This window comes from Archangium sp. (assembly GCF_045802675.1).
Lineage (GTDB): Bacteria > Myxococcota > Myxococcia > Myxococcales > Myxococcaceae > Archangium.
On the sequence record NZ_JBJMQO010000110.1, the window covers coordinates 19752 to 37128 of the forward strand.

A 17377-nucleotide genomic window follows, 5' to 3' on the forward strand; every position below is an offset into this window, starting at 1 on the left:
GCCACGGCCGCCCGCTCCCTGGAGGAGCACTCGGGAGCGAGCCCCAAAAACAAAAGGCCCCCTGGTTTCCCAGGGGGCCTTCTTTCTGGAGCGGGAAAAGGGATTTGAACCCTCGACCCTCGCCTTGGCAAGGCGATGCTCTACCGCTGAGCTATTCCCGCATCAGGCCGGAGTGTGGAGCGGGAAAAGGGATTTGAACCCTCGACCCTCGCCTTGGCAAGGCGATGCTCTACCGCTGAGCTATTCCCGCGTCTGCCGACTCCTGATTGCCCCCGGCGTTGCCTCGCGGCGACGTCGAAAGCGAGGGGGGATATACAATTCGGTCCCAGATGCGTCAAGCCTTCTGTGCGTCCGCTCCGCTTCCCCGCCTGGCCAGCATGGAGAGGAAGGCGCGGAAGTACACGACGGCACTCCACACCGAGAACGCCCCCGACAAGTACACCAACAACTGACCCACCTTGTTGAAGTCCACGGGGGCCGCGTACAGCCCCACGTCGACCACGTGCTCGTAGTGGACGCACAGTGAAATGATGCCCACGAGCTGGAGGCTCGTCTTCCACTTCCCCTCCTGCCCCGCGGCGATGACCATGCCCTCGCTCGCCGCGATGGTGCGCAGGCCGCTGACGATGAACTCGCGCGCCAGCAGGACGATCACCACCCAGGCGGCGATGCGCCCCAGCCGCACCATCATCACCAGGGCCGCCATGGCGATGAGCTTGTCGGCCAGGGGATCCATGAACTTGCCCACCACGGTGATGAGGTTCCAGCGCCGCGCCAGGTAGCCGTCGATGACGTCCGTGATGGAGGCCACGGCGAACACCGCGGCCGCCAGCAGCGAGGAGTAGGGATCCGCGTCGTAGGTGAGCCACACGAAGACGGGGATGAGGACGATGCGTCCCAGCGTGAGGATGTTGGGCAGGTTCCAGAACTCCTGCATGAGCACGCTCGGCTGGCGTGTCGCCCGACGCCGCGCCCGCTCCTCCTTCTTCTGCCGCTTCCGCAACGCTCGCTCAGCTCGATCCATGAGGGGGCCTTCTACCGGACTGGCAGGGAGATGAGGGCAAATCCTTCACCGCTCAGTTCCACGGCGACGCGCCGCGGGGGCTCGCTCTCCTCGGGCAGGCTCTCTCCGGGCAGGAGCACCACCCGGGGCTCCACCTTGCCCTGCCAGCCCACCAGGTGGGAGAGGGGGACCGTCACCGGGCGCTGCGCCGCCACGGCCACCGAGCGCAGCGCCCCGGTGAGGCTGAGCACCACCCGGCCATGCCCGCGCAGGTGCACCAGCTCCAGGTCCGGCGCCACGTCCGAGGGCACCCGGCCATTGTCGAAGGCCACCGCCTCCTCGAAGGCGAAGACGCACTCCTCGCGCACGTAGGCGCCCTCGTCCCCGAGGTCCACCGCCAGGAAGCAGCGCGACGGCGGCGACTCGACGAAGAGCACCCCCGTGCCCGTGGCGCGCACCAGCTGGGCGTCCCCCTCGCCGAAGAACTCCTCCGTGGGCCGGCCCCGGTAGCGCTTCATCTCCGGTTGGAACTGGAGCTGCCCGGAGAAGGCCACCAGTCCCTCCAGCCGCGTGAGCAGCTCGCCCTCCACGTACGCGGAGAAGCTGTGGGTGCCCACCCGGAGGGTCTGCAACGGGTTCGCCCCCGCGAGCGCCACCGCCGAGGCCAGCTCGGTCAGCACCGGCACCTGCGTGCCCGGCCGGAAGGCCGACACCTTCGAGGGCAGCTCCGGGGTGGCATCCTCCAGCGACTGGGGCAGCGGCTCGTCCGCCGGCTCCGAGGAGGACCGCTCCGCGAGGGCCGCGCCGTCCGCCCCGGGACGCCCCTCCGCCTCCTGCCCGCCCTCCCCAGCCGCCGCGTCCGGCGGGGTCTCCGTCATGGCACCCGGGCCCTCGTCGTCGGCGAAGCGCAGCTCGTCGTCCGAGCCGTCGGAGGCGGCCGGGCCGGCGGCGGACGGTGACTCATCCAGGCCGAACTGCGCGCCCCACTGGCCCTCGGAGGGAGCGGAGGCCGGACGCGCGGCGGGCGCCGGAGCCCGGGGGGTGAAGGACGTCCGGGCGGGCTGGGGGAACTTCTCCCCGGCGATCGCCTTGGCCATCTTCTCCGCCATCACGTCGCTGCCGGCCTGGAGGAAGTGCTCGCGGGCCCGGCCGTACTCGCCGGCCTGAGCCAGCGCCAGCCCCAGGTAGTTGTGCGCCTTCTGGTGGTCGGGCTGCAGGTCCGTCGCGGCCTCGAACTCGCGCATGGCGCGCTGGAGCGCGTTCGTCTTCAGGTAGACGAGCCCCAGGTTGACGCGCAGCGTGGCGTCCACCGGGTTGTCGCGCACCAGCGCCTCGTAGATTTCCGCCGCCCGGTCGAACAGGCCCAGCTTGAAGTAGGCCAGCCCGAGCAGGTTGCGGCCCTTCTCGTTCCTCGGCTGCAGCTGGTGGACGCGCTCGAGCAACTGCCGGGCCTCGTCCACCCGGCCCTGCGCCAGCAGCTCGCCGCCCTGGTAGAGCTGCTTGAGGAACTCCTCGTCAACGGGGCTCTTCTGACCCCGCCCCGTCACGCGCGTCGTCGGCATCGGAATCCGTCCCGCGGGGCTCGTCCTTGGAGAGCCGTTCGCGCTCTTTGTAATGGAAGTAGAGCTGGAGCACCTTGCGCACGTAGGCCTGCGTCTCCGGGTACGGAGGCACCTGGCCCCCGTACTTGCGCACGGCGTCGGGGCCCGCGTTGTACGCGGCCACCATCTTCACCATGTCGCCCTCGAAGAGGTTGGCCAGCACCCGCAGGTAGCGCACCCCACCCTCGATGTTGTCCCGGCTGTCGAAGATGTCCTTCACGTACATGTCCGAGGCCGTGCCCGGCATGAGCTGCATCAACCCACTGGCGCCCTTGGAGGACAGCGCGTTGGAGTTGAAGTTGCTCTCCGTGTGCATGATGGCCCGCACCAGCGCGGTGGGGATGCGGTAGCGCGTGGCGGCCGCCGTGATGTGCGGCTCGAGCTCGTCCGGGGTGCGCGCCCGGCCCTTCACGGGAGCGGTGGGCGCAGGCGCCTCGGTGAAGGTGCCCTTGAGCTTGCTCGCCTTCTTCGCGCCCGGGGGCGGCACGTTCGTGTAGATGATCGTCCCGTCCTTCTCCACGTACCTGTAGATGCCCTCGGCGGCCTGGGCTCCCAGGGGGGCAAGCAGCAGCAAGGGCAGGAGCAGGAGGCAAAGGGGTCGCATATCGGGCCCCCCAACCTTAGATCTCCGCCCGAAAGTCCTCAAGAAATCGCCTTGTTTCCAGCACTTACAGCCATTAAGGCTGTGCGACATGCCCCATCGGTTCGACTTCCTCGTTTTGGGTGGTGGTGTCGCCGGCCTCTCCTTCGCCCTCCAGGCGGCCAGGCATGGGACGGTGGCGGTGCTCACCAAGCGCGAGCGGTACGAGAGCAACACCGCCTACGCCCAGGGAGGCATCGCCAGCGTGCTGTCGCCCACGGACACCTTCGAGGCGCACATCCAGGACACCCTGGAAGCGGGGGCGGGCCTCTGCCACCAGGACGCGGTGGAGGTGACGGTGCGCGAGGGTCCGGACCGCATCCGCGAGCTGGTGAAGCTGGGCGCCGCGTTCAACCGGGGCACCTCCGGCGAGTTCGATCTGACGCGAGAGGGAGGCCACTCGGCGCGGCGCATCATCCACTCGGGGGACATCACCGGGCGCGAGGTGCAGCGGGCGCTGGTGGAGGCCTGCGACGCCGAGCCCAACATCACCTTCTTCCCCAATACCTCGGCCATTGATCTGATCCTGGACCGGAGGCCGGGCCCGGGCATCCCCAGCCGGTGCCTCGGGGTGTACGCGCTCATGTCCACGGGGCGGATCGAGCGCTTCGTGGGCAAGGTGACGGTGCTGGCCACGGGAGGCGCGGGCAAGGTGTACCTCTACACCTCCAACCCGGACGTGGCCACGGGCGACGGCGTGGCCATGGCGTACCGGGCGGGGGCCGAGGTGGCCAACATGGAGTTCTACCAGTTCCACCCCACGTGCCTGTACCACCCGGAGGCCAAGAGCTTCCTCATCAGCGAGGCACTGCGGGGCGAGGGCGGCAAGCTGCGGCTGAAGAATGGCCAGCAGTTCATGGACCGCTACCACCGGCTGGCGGAGCTGGCCCCGCGCGACGTGGTGGCGCGCGCCATCGACGCCGAGCTCAAGCGCACCGGTGACGACTGCGTCTACCTGGACATGACGCACCTGGGGCGCGCCTTCCTCATGGAGCGCTTCCCCAACATCTACGCCACGTGCAAGGCCTTCAACATCGACATGGCCGTGCAGCCCATCCCCGTGGTGCCCGCGGCCCACTACATGTGCGGCGGCGTGGTGACGGACCTGCAGGGGCGCACCACCCTGCCCGGCCTCTACGCCATCGGCGAGGTGGCCCACACCGGCCTGCACGGCGCCAACCGGCTCGCGTCCAACTCGCTGCTGGAGGGGCTCGTCTTCGGGCACCGCGCCGCGGCCGTCTGCGCCGAGGAGGCGCGCACCCTCGCCCCCCTCAAGGAGGATCCGCCCGAGTGGGACGAGGGCAGCGCGGTGGACTCGGACGAGAGCGTCGTCGTCACCCACAACTGGGATGAGATCCGCCGGCTCATGTGGAACTACGTGGGCATCGTCCGCACGGACAAGCGGCTGATGCGGGCGCGCCGCCGGCTGGAGCTGCTGCGCGAGGAGATCCGCGACTACTACTGGCGCTTCAAGGTGACGCGCGACGTGATTGAATTGCGCAACATCTGCGACGTGGCCACCCTCATCGTGGACTGCGCCAGCCGGCGCAAGGAGAGCCGCGGACTGCACTTCACGCTGGACTACCCCAACACGGACGACCACCGCGGGAAGCGGAACACCGTCCTGCGCCGCGAGCTGTGAGCCCCCCGTGAGCACTCCCTTCGAGCCACCCGGAACGTCCGAAACACCCAACCCCACCCCCGGTCCCGGCCCCGACACCGTCGTCGAGCCCGCCCGGCGCCGCCCCTGGCCTCCGGTGTGCGCGACCATCATCGCGGGCTCGGTGGTGCTGTACGTGCTGAATGCCCTGCTGCCGGGCGCGGACCGCAGGGATTTCCTGGGCCCCGTCTTCCGGTGGCTCTTCCTCTACGGGCCCCTCGTCCAGAGCGGCCAGTACTGGCGCGTGCTCACCTGCGTCTTCTCGCACGGCTCGCCCTTCCACATCCTCTTCAACATGATGGTGGTGTACTCGCTGGGCATGCCCCTGGAGCGAGCCATCGGCAGCGGGCGCTTCCTGCTCGTCTCCCTCGTCACCACGCTGGGCGCATCCACCTTCTCCCTCCTCTTCGACTTCGACATGCCCACAGTGGGAGCCTCGGGGATGATCCTCGGCTGGGCGGGGGCCATGTTCGTCACCTCCACGCGCGAGTCCCGCAAGGGTCTCTCCACCTGGCTGGTCCAGGTGGCCATCATCAGCCTGCTGCCGGGAGTGAGCTGGGCCGGGCACCTCGGCGGCTTCCTCTTCGGCCTGCCCATGGGCGTCGCGCTGCGCTCCGGGCCCCGCGTCTTCGCCCGCACCGCGCCGTTGGTGCTCGCCATCTCCGTGGCCGTCTCCTACGTGGTGGCCCACCCGGAACGTTTCCGAGGGACTCCATGACGATGGACATCAAGTCGGTATGCGTCTTTTGCGGCTCGCGGATGGGGGCCCGGCCGGACTACCTCGAGGGCGCCAGGGCGCTGGGCACGGAGCTGGCCCGGCGCGGGCTCACGCTCGTCTACGGCGGCACGAGCGTGGGGTTGATGGGCGCCATGGCGGACGCGGTGCTCGCCGGGGGCGGCAAGGTGGTGGGCGTGCTGCCCCAGGTGCTGAGTGACCGGGAGATTGCCCACAAGGGCCTCACCGAGCTGCACCTGGTGGACTCCATGCACACGCGCAAGGCGATGATGGCCCAGCGCGCGGATGCCTTCATCGCCATGCCCGGCGGCGTGGGCACCTTCGAGGAGCTCTTCGAGATCACCACCTGGGCGCAGCTCGGCATCCACCACAAGCCCATCGGCCTGCTCAACGTGGCGGACTTCTACGCGCCGCTGCTGGCCCTCATGCGGCGCGCGGTGGACGAGGGCTTCATCCCCGAGGCGCGCGCCCAGCCCTTCGCCTGCGAGGCCTCGCCGGGGGTGCTGCTCGACGCGATGCTGAGGCTCGGACAGCCGCTCGCGCCGGACAAGGCCGTGCTGCGGCCCGAGCAGACCTGAGCGGCGAGGGGGTGCGCGCGCCTCAGTGCGCGTGCACCCGCATCTCCACCTTGCCCAGCGAGGACGACATGCGCAGCACCACGCGCTCGGTCTCGGGGAGGATGACGGGACTGCCGTCGGGGAACGTGGTGGGGAAGCGCACGCGGTAGCCCACCCAGAAGGTGCCCATGTACGGGTAGTAGGCGCGCATCTCCATGTCCGCCCGGCCCAGCCGCTCCACGCTGAGGGGCCGCACCTCGCCCGAGGGCGTCACCATCACCATGTTCCAGATGGACGCGGGCCGATCGAAATCCTCGTACCGGTAGTTGTAGACGTGGACGCCGAGGAAGAACTCGTGCGTCTTCACCGCCTCGGCCAGCTCCTGGGTGAGCAGCTCCTGCGCACGCTCCTGGCTGAGCGACTTGAAGGTGGCCGCCCGGTGCAGGCGGGCCTCGCGGAAGACGGGCGTCTGCAGCGTGGCCGCGGCGAAGAGCATGGTGTCGAAGCCGCTGTAGATCTCGGCCCGGTCCGTGTAGCGATCCAGCACCTCGTGGTAGGCGAGCTCCTGGCGCTCGTCCTTGAGCACCGGAGCCGGATCGCCCAGCGTGGGAGGCGTGGAGACACAGCCCGCGAGCGCCATCATCAGCGCCGCGAGCCGCAACTGCATCTTCATGGAATGAAGTCCTTGCGGGTGTACAGGGTGAAGAGCCGGTGACCGGCGGCTTCCACGGCCTCGCGGCCGCCCTCCAGCCGGTCCACCAGCGCGAACGCCCCGAGCACCTTCAGTCCTTCCAGCTGCGCCCGCTCAATGGCCTTGAGCGTGGAAGCGCCCGTGGTGACCACGTCCTCGAGGATGGCCACGGGCGCCCCGGGAGCGAGCGCCTTCATGCCCTCGAGCCACTGGCCCGTCCCATGCCCCTTGGGCTCCTTGCGGACGATGAAGGCCTGCAGCGGCGTGCACGCCAGGTAGCTGGTGAGGCTGACGGCCGAGGCGAGCGGATCCGCTCCGAGCGTCAAACCGCCCACCGCCACCGCCTCGGAGGCATCGCGCCGAACGGCCTGCAGCAGCAGCCGGCCGATGAGGTAGTGCCCCTCGGCCAGCAGCGCGGTGCGCTTGCAATCGATGTAGAAGTCCGACTCCTTGCCGGACGACAACACCACCTTGCGCCGCTCGAAGGAGCGCTCGGTGAGCAGCTCCAGCAGGCGGGCCCTGTCACGCGCGAGCGCGTCCACCATTCACAGACTCTCCAGCCAGGCCACGAGATCCGAGGAGTAGCGCAGCTGCGTGAGCAGCTCCTGCTTCCGCGTCTCATCGAGGTCAGCGAACACGTCCGCCAGCAGCGCGAGGTCCTGGTTGAGGTCCACCAGCCGCTGGGTGGCCTCGGCGGCGAGCTCGTCCGCGTCGACCTCCTCTTCCACCGTCTCGGACGCCAGCCCGTCGTCCTCGGCCAGCGCCTTCTCCAGCATGTCCCGGGCGATGGGCGTCAACCGGCCCTCGGCCTCGAGCCGCGAGCGCTGGGCCTCCAGGTCCTCCCGGCTCACCGGCGCGTCATGGATGGCCGAGGCGAGCGCCATCAGCAGCGCGTCCTCGTCCGACAGGTCCGTGTGCAGGCGCGCCAGCACCCTGTCCCGCTTGAGGAAGCGCAGCGCCGCCACCCGGCGGAAGCCGGAGATGACCTGGAAGCGGTCCGGCGGCTTGAAGCGCACGTCCACGGGGAAGAGCTGGCCCAACCGGGCCAGGTCCGTGGCCAGGGCGGACAGCTCCCCCACCGGGCGCACCTGGAAGGTGGTGTCCTCGTCGATGCGCTCCAACGGGATGTGAGCGGGCGCCACGTTGCCGCGGCGGCGCGGCGCCACGGTCTCCGCGGCGGCCTCGGCCGGAGTCGCCGGCTGCTCGCTCCCCTGCTGCTCACCCGTGGCCGGCTCGGCGGCCCCGGACGCGGAAGCCTCCGCCGTCCCCCCCTGCTCGGAGGAAGCAGCGGACGCCTCGGAAGCGGTGTCCCCGGACGACTCCTCCGCCGGGGTGCTCGGCTTCGCGTCCACCTCGTCGATTCTGTTGTCGGCGTTCATGGCGTTCATCGGCACCCCTGGTCGGCCCGTCGTAGCGCCGGACGGCGATGCGGCGGCGCGACGGCGCCACCACAACGCTTTAACGACCCTTCTTCTTCACCACGACCTTCTTACGGGCTCCCTCGGCCATCGTCGGCGGGACTGGCGCGGCGGCGGGCGGGCGGGGAGGCTCGGGGCGCGTCGCCTCGCCAGCCCTGGCGGCGGGCGGAGCGGGGGGCGCCGGACGGGCCGCCACGGTGGCTCCCGGAGCGGGCGGAGGCGCCGGACGGGCGGGCGGGGCAGCGGCCGGACGGGTCGCCACCGGAGCGGGCGTCGTGGGACGCGCACCCGGCAGGGCCGGACGGGCCGGCACGTTGGCGCCAGGACGCACCGCGGGACGCACGGTGGCCGGACGCGGCAGCGCCGTACGATCCGAGGGGATGCGGCCCGGCTCCACCTCACCCATGTCCACGCGGCCGCGGAAGCTCGCGCCGTCCACGATGATGACGCGCGGGGCGTGGATGTCGCCCACCATGCGGCCCTCGCGGGTGAGCTCCACGCTCTCGGTGGCGTTGATGTTGCCCACCACCACGCCGCTGACGATGGCGTTCTTCACCGCCACGTTCGCCTTCACTACGCCCGTGGGCTCCACGATGAGGGTGCGGCTCAGCGTGAGCTCGCCCTCCACGCGGCCTTGCACGGTGAGGTCCTCGTCACCCGTCAGCTTGCCGCTGATGAGGATGGACTGACCCACCACGGTGTTGTTGACGGTCCCTGGGACCAGTTCCTTCGCGGTGGCCAAGGATCAACGCTCCTTCGGGATGTCCATGTCGACGTTGCCCTTGAAGGAGGCACCGTCGGCGATGAGGATGCGCGGGGCCTTGATGTCGCCCACCACGCGGCAGTCCGTCTTCAGCTCCACCTTGTCGCTCGCGGCGATGTTGCCCGTGACGCGGCCGGCGATCTCCACGTTCTGCGTCTCGATGTCCGCCTCGACGACGCCACTGCCCTCCACGTAGAGGCTCTCCTTGAGGGAAATCTTCCCCTTCACGGTGCCCTGGATGACCAGGTCCTCGTCGCCGGAGATCTCACCGTCGATGACAATGCTCGAACCAATGACCGTATTCGCCATGAGTGTTGTCCACCCCTCCCGAAGGGTTTAGCGGGCCGCGAGGCCCGTTCAGATGTCGTCCGGCAGCTTCACGTCCATCTCGATGGACCCGTTGAAGACCGCCCCGTCCTCGATGACCACGCGCGGCGCCTTGATGTCGCCCGCGACCTTCGCCGAGGCATTGATGGCCACCCGGCCCGAGGCGTCGATGTTGCCGCTCGCCTCGCCGTTGATGGTCAGCTCCTCGGCGCGGATGTCCGCCTGCACCTTGCCGGTGCCCTCGATGGTGAGGTGGTTCTTCAGGGCGATCTGCCCCTCCACCCGTCCCTCGATGACCAGATCCCCACCGCCGGTGAGGTTGCCCCGGATGATGATGCCCTTGCCGATGATGCCCGTCTGCTCGCTCTGTGCCATGCGGTGACCCTCGGAAGCGCCCTCGAGAATCGAAGTCTGCTCTGTCAGGAAAAGGAAGGGGAACCTACGTCAGAGATGCGCGGAGATCCAGTTGGAGATGTCGCGCTGGACCTCTTCCTTTCCGAGCTCGTTGAGCGGCTCGTGACGCATCCCCGGATACACCTTGTACAGCTTGTCCTTGGAGCCCACGGCCTCGAAGAAGGCACGGCCAGTCTCCACGCTCGCCACGCCGTCCTCGGCGCCACTGAGCAGGAAGAGCGGCACCTTCACTTCCGAGGCGAGCGTCATCACCCGGGCCTGGGCCTGGGTGGACTCGATGAACCAGCGCGGGGTCACGATGTGATTGTAGAGGGGGTCCTGACGCACCGCCTGCTGCACCGCCTCGTCGCGGCTCAAGTCCTTGGGCGAGAGCTCCGTCTTGATGGGCATCCACGGGAGGACCCTGCCCACCGCCCGGGCGGCCACCAACTTCAGCACGGGCGGCGTGATGGCGAGCTTGAAATAAGGTGCCGACAGCACCATGCCGCTCACGCCCTGGAGCCCGCCGCGCCCGAGCAGGTGCACCGCCATGAGGCCGCCATGGCTGTGCGCGAGCACGAAGACCCTGCGCCCATCCGCGGCGCTGCGCACGCGCTCCCAGAAGCCCGCCAGGTCATCCAGGTAGTCGGGCCAGGAGTTGCAGAAGCCCCGGCGGCCATCAGCGCGGCCATGGCCGCGGTAGTCGAAGCCGTGGACGGCGAAGCCCTGGGCCGTGAGCGCATCGAACGTCGTGCGGTAACGGCCGATGTGGTCGCCGTAGCCGTGCACCACCGCCACGTGGGCGCGGGGCTGCTCCGGCTGCTCGGACATCCAGTACAGCCGGAGCCCGTCCTTCCCAGTGAAGAAACCCTCGTCGAAGCGCGCCATGGTGTCTGGGGAAGACATTAGCGACCCGCCGCACCGGTGGATAGAAACTTCAGCTTCCGTTCGATGAGCGCCCGCTGATCCCTCGGCTCGGCGGCCTCCGGATCGAGGGCCAGCACCTCGAGCGCGCGCCGCCAGGCCCCCGCGGCGTCACCCGGACGCGCCACGCGGTGGTAGGCGTCCCCGAGGTGCTCGAGGATGACGGGCTCCTCGGGCTCCAGCTGCGCCGCCCGCTCCAGCGCCTCCACGGCGCGCGGGTAGTCGCCGCGCAGGTAGTGGATCCACCCCAGCGAGTCGAGGAAGGAGCCGGTGTCCGGGCGCAGCTCCAACGCGCGCCGCACCAACCGCTCCGCCTCGGCGTAGTCCCGGCCCCGCTGGGCCAGCAGGTAGCCGATGAAGTTCATGGCCGCCGCGTGGTTCGGGTCCACCTCCAGCACGCCGCGCATGCAGGTGAGGGCCGCGTCCTCATCCCCCTGCCCCAGCAGCATGGTGGCGAGCACATAGCGCAGCGACGGCTCGCGGGGCTCCTGGTCGATGGCGTCGCGCAGCAGGGCAATGGCCTCGGCGGAGCGCCCCTGTCGCTGGAGGGCGGAAGCGAGCGCCTCGTACAGCTCCGCGTCTGGCTTGCGCTCCAGGGCCTCCTGCAACGTGGCCAGGGCCCGCTCGGCAGCGCCGCTCCGCTCCAGGGCCCGGGCGTGCTGCACGCGCAGCTCCGTGTCGTCGGGCCGCTCGGCGAGCGCCGCGCTCAACAGGGCGAGCGCATCCGTATGCCGGCCGGCCTGGGAGAGGCAGATGGCGCGGCGGGCGCGCGCGTCGGAGAAGAGCTCGGAGGAGTCGGGCACCTCGGCGTAAGCGGCGGCGGCCGCGTCGAAGTGGTGCAGCCGCTCGTGCACCAGGCCCGCGTAGAACGAGGTGCGAGGCGACGCTCCCCTGCCCTTCCGGGCGGCATCCAGCAGCTCGAGGGCGGACGAGGTGTCCCGCGCGGACAGGAAGGACAGGGCCACCCGGACGGCCAGCTCCGGGTCCGCGGAGAGCGACAGCAGCCGGTCGAAGTACGCCCGCGCCCGCACCGACGAGCCGAGCCGCAGGGCGATCCTCCCCGCGCTCAGCAGCACCTCCTGGTTGTCCGGATCCCGCTCCAGGGCCCGGGCCAGCGCGTCCTCGGCCTCGGCGAGCCGCCCCGCCTTCTCGTGCAGCTGCGCCAGGGTGGTCAGCGACTCCACGTCACCGGGGTCTCGCTCGACGGCACGCGCCAGCATCTGTCCGGCTCGCGGGGCATCTCCCCGCTCGGCCAGGGCCTGTCCCAGGCGCCGGTAACCGGAGGCCTCGCCGGGCAGCGCCGCCGCCAGCGCCTCCACCACCTTCACGGCCTGCTCGTTCGCGCGGCCGTCCAGGTGCAACTGCGCGAGGACGAGGTAGGCCTCCGGCTCGTGGGGCTGCAACTGGATGGCGCGGCGCAGGTGCACCCGGGCCCGGGCGGGCTTGCCGGCCTCCATCAACACCCGCCCCAGCATCAGCCGCCCGGCGTAGTGCCGGGGATGGAGCTCCACCACGCGGCGCAGCTCGCGCTCGGCGCGCGTCAGGTCACCCAGGCGCGCGTACTCCTCGCCCAGCTGCGTGAGCAGGTGCGGATCCTTGTCGTCGGTGGCCAGCGCCAGACGCAGCTCGTCCGCCGCGTCCCGGTGGTTGCCCTGGAGGCTGAGCAACTTCGCCCGCAGGTAGTGCGTGTAGCTGGCCGACGAGGCGACGCCGTCGTCACTGGCCGCCGCGGAGATGGCCTCGCTCATGGCCGACCGGTCCACCGCCGGCCGGCGCGAGGCGGGCGCCGCGGCCGCCCCCAGCCCCACGAGGGCCAGGAGGGACACGGCTCGGGAGAGGGTTCGAGGCAGGCGCACGCCCCGAGTCTAACCCGGGGGCTACAGCTTCGGCACGGGGGCCGGTGCGCCCAACCGCTCCAGGATGCGCTCCGCGGGCTCGCTGTCGTGGCTCACATCCGCCACCGCCGAGCGGTACTCCACCCCGGTGTGCTTCTCGACGTCCGGCAGCAGACGGCCGATGACGTTGCGCCCCGCTTCAACATTGCACTCGGGCAGGACGACGGCGAGCACGCCCTCGCTCAGGTGGCCGAGGATGTCCTGGGTGCGCAGGCGCGCGCGCATCACGTCGGGGATGCCACGCAGCGACTCGTCGAGCACGGGCCGGTCCGGGCGCAGCACCGCGAGGCTCACCGGCCGGCTGTAGCGCCGTCCGCGGCTCACCTCGTGATCCAACCGCAGCATGAGGCCGCGCCGGTCATAGAGCCCGGTGAGGGGATCATTCCCGTTGCGCCGCATGAGCGTGGAGGTGCGCTCCTGCTCGCTCTCGGCCTTGCGCAGCTTGAGGGCGCGCTCGGTGCGGGCCAGCAGCTCCATGGCGTTGAACGGCTTGCTCATGTAGTCCACCGCGCCGAGGTTGAGCGCGCGGACCTTGTCGGCCACGCCCTGGTGGGCGGACAGCAGGATGACGGGGATGCTGGCGGTGTCCGAGGAGGACTTGAGCGCCACCGCCGCGTCCAGGCCGTCCAGCTTGGGCAGGAAGACGTCCATCACCACCAGGTCCGGCCGCGAGGAGCGGGCCCGCGCCAGGCCCTCGGCGCCGTCGCGCGCCACGTCCACGCGGTAGCGCGAGCGCAGCACCTCCACCAGCACCGCGGCGATCTCCGGCTCGTCCTCCACCACCAGCACGCGCGGCTGCTCGGCCGTCTCCTTGTTGGGGAGGTTCTGCACCGCGCGCCCCACCTCCTGCGCCAGCGGCAGGGTGAAGATGAACGCGGCACCGCCCTCGGCCGGAGCCTCGGCCCAGATTTCTCCGCCGTGCAGCTCCACGAACTCCTTGCAGATGGCGAGCCCCAGCCCCGTGCCCCCCGTGCCCTTGGCGCCGCTGCGGTAGCGGTCGAACACCAGCGGCAGCTCCTCGGGGGGAATGCCCTTGCCGTCGTCCTGCACCACGATGCGCGCCACGTCCCCATCCGGCCGCCCCAGCCGCGAGGCCTTCACCACCACCTCGCCCGCGTCCTGCGCGTGGTGGATGGCGTTGGTGATGAGGTTCTGCAGCACCTCGTGCAGCTTCAGCTCGTCGCCAATGAGCATCATCGGCTCGGAGGTCTCGGCCTTCAGGGCCACGCCCCGCTCGGCGGCGAGGATCTCCAGCTCGGTGACGCTCTCCTTGCACAGCTGCGACATGTCCAGCACGCGCGGCTCGATGGACAGCCGCGCCACGTCGCCCTTGCCGCGCTCCAGCAGCGACTCCACCAGGCCGAGGATCTTCCGGCCCTGGCGGATCATCGCCTCGGCGGACTGCTTCTGCTGCGGATCCAACCCGCCCTCGAGCAGCAGCCGGCCATGGCCCAGCAGCACCTGCAGCGGGGCGCGCAGATCATGGCTGCACACGGCGATGATCTCGTCCTTGAGCCGGTTGAGATCCTTGAGGCGGCGGTTGGCCTCGGTCAGCTCGCGGTAGCGCTCCACGTAGGCCAGCTCGAGCTCGTCGCGCTTCCGCTTGAGCGCGGTGTGCAGGCGGGCGTTGCGGATGCAGTTGGCCAGCGCCGCCGCCACCGCCTGGGCGAACTCCTGCTCGTCCCGGCCGAAGCCCTCGGAGCCGCGCGAAATGCGCAGGAACAGCGCCCCGAGCAGCTCGTCCTGGCACACCAGCGGCTGCACGAGGATGGAGCGCACGCCCGCCGACGTGATGGCGGGACGCACCTCGGCCATCAGGGGGTCTCTCTGAGCCTCCTCCACCAGCACCGCCTGGCGCGTCTCCAGCGCCCGGCGCAGCTCGGGGTAGCGCGCCAGGTCCACGTCCAGCGACAGACCCGGGTCCTCCAGCGTCGCCACCACGCTCGCGGTGCGCGAGTTGATGTCCTCCACCAGCACCACCGAGCAGCGGTCGGCGTTGATGACGTCGCCCACCTTCTCCACCGCCAGACGGAGGATCTGCTCCAGCTCCAGCGAGCTGGTGGCCGCCTGGGTGATCTCCAGCAGCCGCTCCATCCGGTTGCGGGTGCGCTCCATCAGCCGCCGCTCGCGCAGCGCCGAGTCCAACCGCGAGACGAGCGCCTCGAGGGTGCGCACCTGATCATCCGCGGGCAGCTTGCGCAGCACCTCCGAGCGGGTGCGGGTGAGATCCGCCAGCACCCGGAGCTCGCGCAACCGCGGCTGCTGACGGATGGCGGCGAGCGCCTCGGTGGCCCGCTTGCCGGTGGCCGACACGAGCACGGCATCCGGCCGCAGCTTCTCCACCAGACCCGGCAGCTCCTGCATGTCCTCGGTGATGGCCCACTGGTAGCCGCTGTCGGACAGGAGCGCGAGCGTGGCCTCGTTGGCCTGCCGCGCGCCGATCACCAGGACACGGCCGCGTGGCCCCACGAGCTCCGCCCTCACGAGCGGCCTCGAGGCGTCTGGCCCGGCGTGGCCATGTAGAGAGACCGGAAATATTCCAAGAAAGCGTCAACCATCATGCGCGGGTCCGAATCATGCCGATGAAGCTGGCTGGGGGCCAGCGTGTCGGACTCGACGGTCCCGGGCAAGAATTGTGAGAGAGGGCCCCCCGCGTATACTCGGCCGCCGTGCGACTTCCGCGAGCTTCGCTCCCCTCTGTCCCCCTGCGCTCCCTGCTGCTGACGGCCCTCCTCGGGGCTGGCGCGGCCCGCGCCGGGGGCACTCCCACTCCGGCCACTCCGGCCACTCCCCCACCTGCTGCTCCTGCTGGAACGCAAGCGCTCGCCTCCTCGTCCGCTCGGGAAACGCCTCCAAACGTCGGGTTCTCGACAGATGAGAACTACGAGGCCCATAGCCCCGCCACGCTCGGCAACGGCTGGAGCGATGCGCACAACCTGCGCCACGCCTCCACCTCCACCGGTGGCGTGGGCCTGCTGCGCGTGAGTGGCGCGGACCTCGGCCGCCCCGGCGTGCTGCGCTTCTCCGCCATGGGCGAGTTCTTCTCCAGCGGAGACTTCCCCGTCCAGGGCGCGGACAACACGCGCACCGCCGGCACCTTCGCCATCGGCTACGTGCCGCTCGAGTTCCTCGACGTGTCGCTGTCCTACACGGCCTCGACGAACACCAACACCCGCTCCACCCCCACCCTCATCCAGGCGCTCGGAGACGTGACGCTGGGCGCGCGCGCCACGAAGCAGTGGCTGCCCGGACTGTGGGCCGGCGCGGACGTGCGTGTCATGTCCTTCTCCGGCGTCGGGGACAAGGCGGTCGCCTTCGGCTTCTCGCCCCGCGCGGTGGCCACCTTCGACGCGCGCGCGCTCGGCCCGCGCCTGCCCCTGCGCGCCCACGCCAACGTGGGCCTGATGCTGGACAACACCGGCTCGCTGGTGAGCGCCGAGCGGCTCAACACCTCCGAGGAGTACGCGCTGGGCATCAATCGCTACTCCCGCCTCACCGTGGGGCTCGGCCTGGAGGCGCCGCTGCCGGTGGCCACGCCCTTCCTCGAGTACGGCCTCACGTCCCCGCTGGGCGTGCCGGGCGGCCAGCTCGTGGCGCCGGATGGGACGCTCGTGCCCGTGGGCGGCGTGGCCCCACAGACGCTCGGGTTGGGCCTGCGGGTGACGGCCGTGCAGAACGTCACCTTCACCGCGGCGGCCGAGCTCGGCCTCACGCGCCAGGTGGGCCGCGGCGTGCAGCCCGTGCCTCCCTTCAACCTGCTGCTCGGCGCTTCCTTCAACGTGGACCCCTCGCTCCAGGCCACCGGTGGCACGCGCATCGTGGAACGCGTGGTGCGCGAGCCGGCGGGAACGCGAATCCCCGCCACCCCCCAGACGGGCCAGGTGTCCGGCGTGGTGGTGGACGCGAAGACGCGCCAGCCCATCTCCGGCGTCTTCGTGGCCATGGTGGACTCGACGCTGCCTCCGGTGGCCTCGGCTCCGGGCGATGGCCGCTTCCTCACGTACGCGCTGCCCAGCGGCCCGGTGAAGCTCTCCGTGCAGAAGGAGGGCTACCTCCCGCTGGAGAAGGAGCTGATGCTCGAGGCGGGCGAGACGGCCACCGTGGAGCTGGCGCTCGTGCCCGAGGTGAAGCCCGCGCTGCTCTCCCTCGCCGTCACCTCCAAGCGCAAGAGCGTCCCGGCCACCCTCGCCTTCCTCGGCGGCCCCGAGACGAAGCAGGTGGCCTTCTCCGAGTCCGATGCGGCCTCGCACTCGCTGCGGCTGCCCGCCGGCCGCTACACGGTGGAGGTCACCGCCCCAGGCTTCCTCGCCCAGACGCGCGCCGTGCAGGTCGCCGACGGCACCTCCCTGGAGCTGGCCTTCAACCTGGAGCCCGAGCCGAAGCAGTGGCAGGTCAAGCGCGAGAACGACAAGCTGGAGCTGACCCAGCCCGTGCACTTCGCCGACGGCAAGGCCACCCTGCTGCCGGACAGCTACCCAGTGCTCTCGCAGCTGGTGGACCTGGTGGTGCGCACCGGCATCAAGCGCCTGCGCATCGAGGGCCACACCGACAACCAGGGCGACGCCAACGCCAACCTCGCCCTGTCCAAGGAGCGGGCGCGCGCGGTGGCCGACTACCTCATCCACGCGGGGTTGGAGCCCTCGCGCCTGGAGACCGAGGGCTTCGGCGACACCCGCCCCATCGCCCCCAACCTCACGCCCAAGGGCCGAGAGCTCAACCGGCGCATGGAATTCCTCATCCTGGAGCGCTGATGCCCGGTGCGTGGCGCT

Annotated in this window: 16 protein-coding genes and 2 tRNA genes; 4 read left to right on the forward strand and 14 right to left on the reverse strand. The window is 70.7% G+C overall.

Features of this window, described 5'->3' with window-relative positions; genetic code table 11:
- Positions 1–86: 86 nt before the first annotated feature.
- The 5 genes from ACJ8AN_RS31295 to ACJ8AN_RS31315 all read right to left on the reverse strand — a co-directional run bounded on the left by ACJ8AN_RS31295 (position 87) and on the right by ACJ8AN_RS31315 (position 3208).
- A tRNA-Gly gene (locus tag ACJ8AN_RS31295) sits at positions 87–161 on the reverse strand.
- A 14-nt stretch (positions 162–175) separates the two neighbouring features.
- Positions 176–250, reverse strand: a tRNA-Gly gene (locus ACJ8AN_RS31300).
- Between the two features lie 84 nt (positions 251–334).
- Complete coding sequence (gene pgsA / locus ACJ8AN_RS31305) at positions 335–1024, reverse strand: CDP-diacylglycerol--glycerol-3-phosphate 3-phosphatidyltransferase (protein ID WP_407759196.1); 690 nt, start codon at positions 1022–1024, stop codon at positions 335–337.
- An 11-nt stretch (positions 1025–1035) separates the two neighbouring features.
- Complete coding sequence (locus ACJ8AN_RS31310; RefSeq protein ID WP_407759197.1) at positions 1036–2565, reverse strand: tetratricopeptide repeat protein; 1530 nt, start codon at positions 2563–2565, stop codon at positions 1036–1038.
- Positions 2519–3208, reverse strand: coding sequence for a transglycosylase SLT domain-containing protein (locus tag ACJ8AN_RS31315; protein ID WP_407759198.1), 690 nt, complete (start codon positions 3206–3208; stop codon positions 2519–2521). The genes ACJ8AN_RS31310 and ACJ8AN_RS31315 overlap by 47 nt, the downstream gene beginning before the upstream one ends.
- Before the next feature lie 88 nt (positions 3209–3296).
- Between ACJ8AN_RS31315 and nadB the strand changes: the two genes are divergently transcribed.
- From nadB to ACJ8AN_RS31330, 3 genes are read left to right on the forward strand one after another with little or no spacing between them, the layout of a single operon-like run.
- Positions 3297–4886: an L-aspartate oxidase gene (nadB, locus tag ACJ8AN_RS31320; RefSeq protein WP_407759199.1), complete on the forward strand. Its 1590-nt coding sequence runs from the start codon at positions 3297–3299 to the stop codon at positions 4884–4886.
- A 7-nt stretch (positions 4887–4893) separates the two neighbouring features.
- Positions 4894–5622 carry a rhomboid family intramembrane serine protease gene (locus ACJ8AN_RS31325; RefSeq protein ID WP_407759200.1) on the forward strand — a complete coding sequence of 243 codons (729 nt, stop codon included), beginning with the start codon at positions 4894–4896 and terminating at the stop codon, positions 5620–5622.
- A 2-nt stretch (positions 5623–5624) separates the two neighbouring features.
- Positions 5625–6218 (forward strand): TIGR00730 family Rossman fold protein, encoded by a 594-nt coding sequence (locus ACJ8AN_RS31330; protein WP_407759281.1) that lies wholly within the window; start codon positions 5625–5627, stop codon positions 6216–6218.
- A gap of 22 nt (positions 6219–6240) precedes the next feature.
- Here the strand turns inward: ACJ8AN_RS31330 and ACJ8AN_RS31335 are convergent, their stop codons facing one another.
- The 9 genes from ACJ8AN_RS31335 to ACJ8AN_RS31375 all read right to left on the reverse strand — a co-directional run bounded on the left by ACJ8AN_RS31335 (position 6241) and on the right by ACJ8AN_RS31375 (position 15092).
- Entirely contained in the window at positions 6241–6870 is a 630-nt protein-coding gene (locus tag ACJ8AN_RS31335; protein WP_407759201.1) for a hypothetical protein, read from the reverse strand.
- Positions 6867–7433 (reverse strand): orotate phosphoribosyltransferase, encoded by a 567-nt coding sequence (gene pyrE / locus ACJ8AN_RS31340; RefSeq protein WP_407759202.1) that lies wholly within the window; start codon positions 7431–7433, stop codon positions 6867–6869. The genes ACJ8AN_RS31335 and pyrE overlap by 4 nt, the downstream gene beginning before the upstream one ends.
- Entirely contained in the window at positions 7434–8276 is an 843-nt protein-coding gene (locus ACJ8AN_RS31345) for a ParB N-terminal domain-containing protein (protein ID WP_407759203.1), read from the reverse strand.
- Between the two features lie 70 nt (positions 8277–8346).
- Positions 8347–9048: a polymer-forming cytoskeletal protein gene (locus ACJ8AN_RS31350; RefSeq protein WP_407759204.1), complete on the reverse strand. Its 702-nt coding sequence runs from the start codon at positions 9046–9048 to the stop codon at positions 8347–8349.
- Positions 9049–9051: 3 nt separating this feature from the next.
- Positions 9052–9378 carry a polymer-forming cytoskeletal protein gene (locus ACJ8AN_RS31355; protein ID WP_309888709.1) on the reverse strand — a complete coding sequence of 109 codons (327 nt, stop codon included), beginning with the start codon at positions 9376–9378 and terminating at the stop codon, positions 9052–9054.
- Positions 9379–9426: 48 nt separating this feature from the next.
- A complete protein-coding gene (bacN, locus tag ACJ8AN_RS31360) occupies positions 9427–9771 on the reverse strand; it encodes a bactofilin BacN (protein ID WP_331108085.1) in 345 nt (114 codons plus the stop codon).
- A 69-nt stretch (positions 9772–9840) separates the two neighbouring features.
- A complete protein-coding gene (locus ACJ8AN_RS31365) occupies positions 9841–10677 on the reverse strand; it encodes a lysophospholipase (RefSeq protein WP_407759282.1) in 837 nt (278 codons plus the stop codon).
- Between the two features lie 17 nt (positions 10678–10694).
- Complete coding sequence (locus tag ACJ8AN_RS31370) at positions 10695–12569, reverse strand: tetratricopeptide repeat protein (protein ID WP_407759205.1); 1875 nt, start codon at positions 12567–12569, stop codon at positions 10695–10697.
- A gap of 21 nt (positions 12570–12590) precedes the next feature.
- Positions 12591–15092, reverse strand: coding sequence for an ATP-binding protein (locus ACJ8AN_RS31375; protein WP_407759206.1), 2502 nt, complete (start codon positions 15090–15092; stop codon positions 12591–12593).
- Between the two features lie 185 nt (positions 15093–15277).
- Here ACJ8AN_RS31375 and ACJ8AN_RS31380 point away from each other — a divergent pair, with 185 nt between their 5' ends.
- Positions 15278–17359: an OmpA family protein gene (locus ACJ8AN_RS31380; protein WP_407759207.1), complete on the forward strand. Its 2082-nt coding sequence runs from the start codon at positions 15278–15280 to the stop codon at positions 17357–17359.
- The last annotated feature ends 18 nt before the right edge of the window (positions 17360–17377 follow it).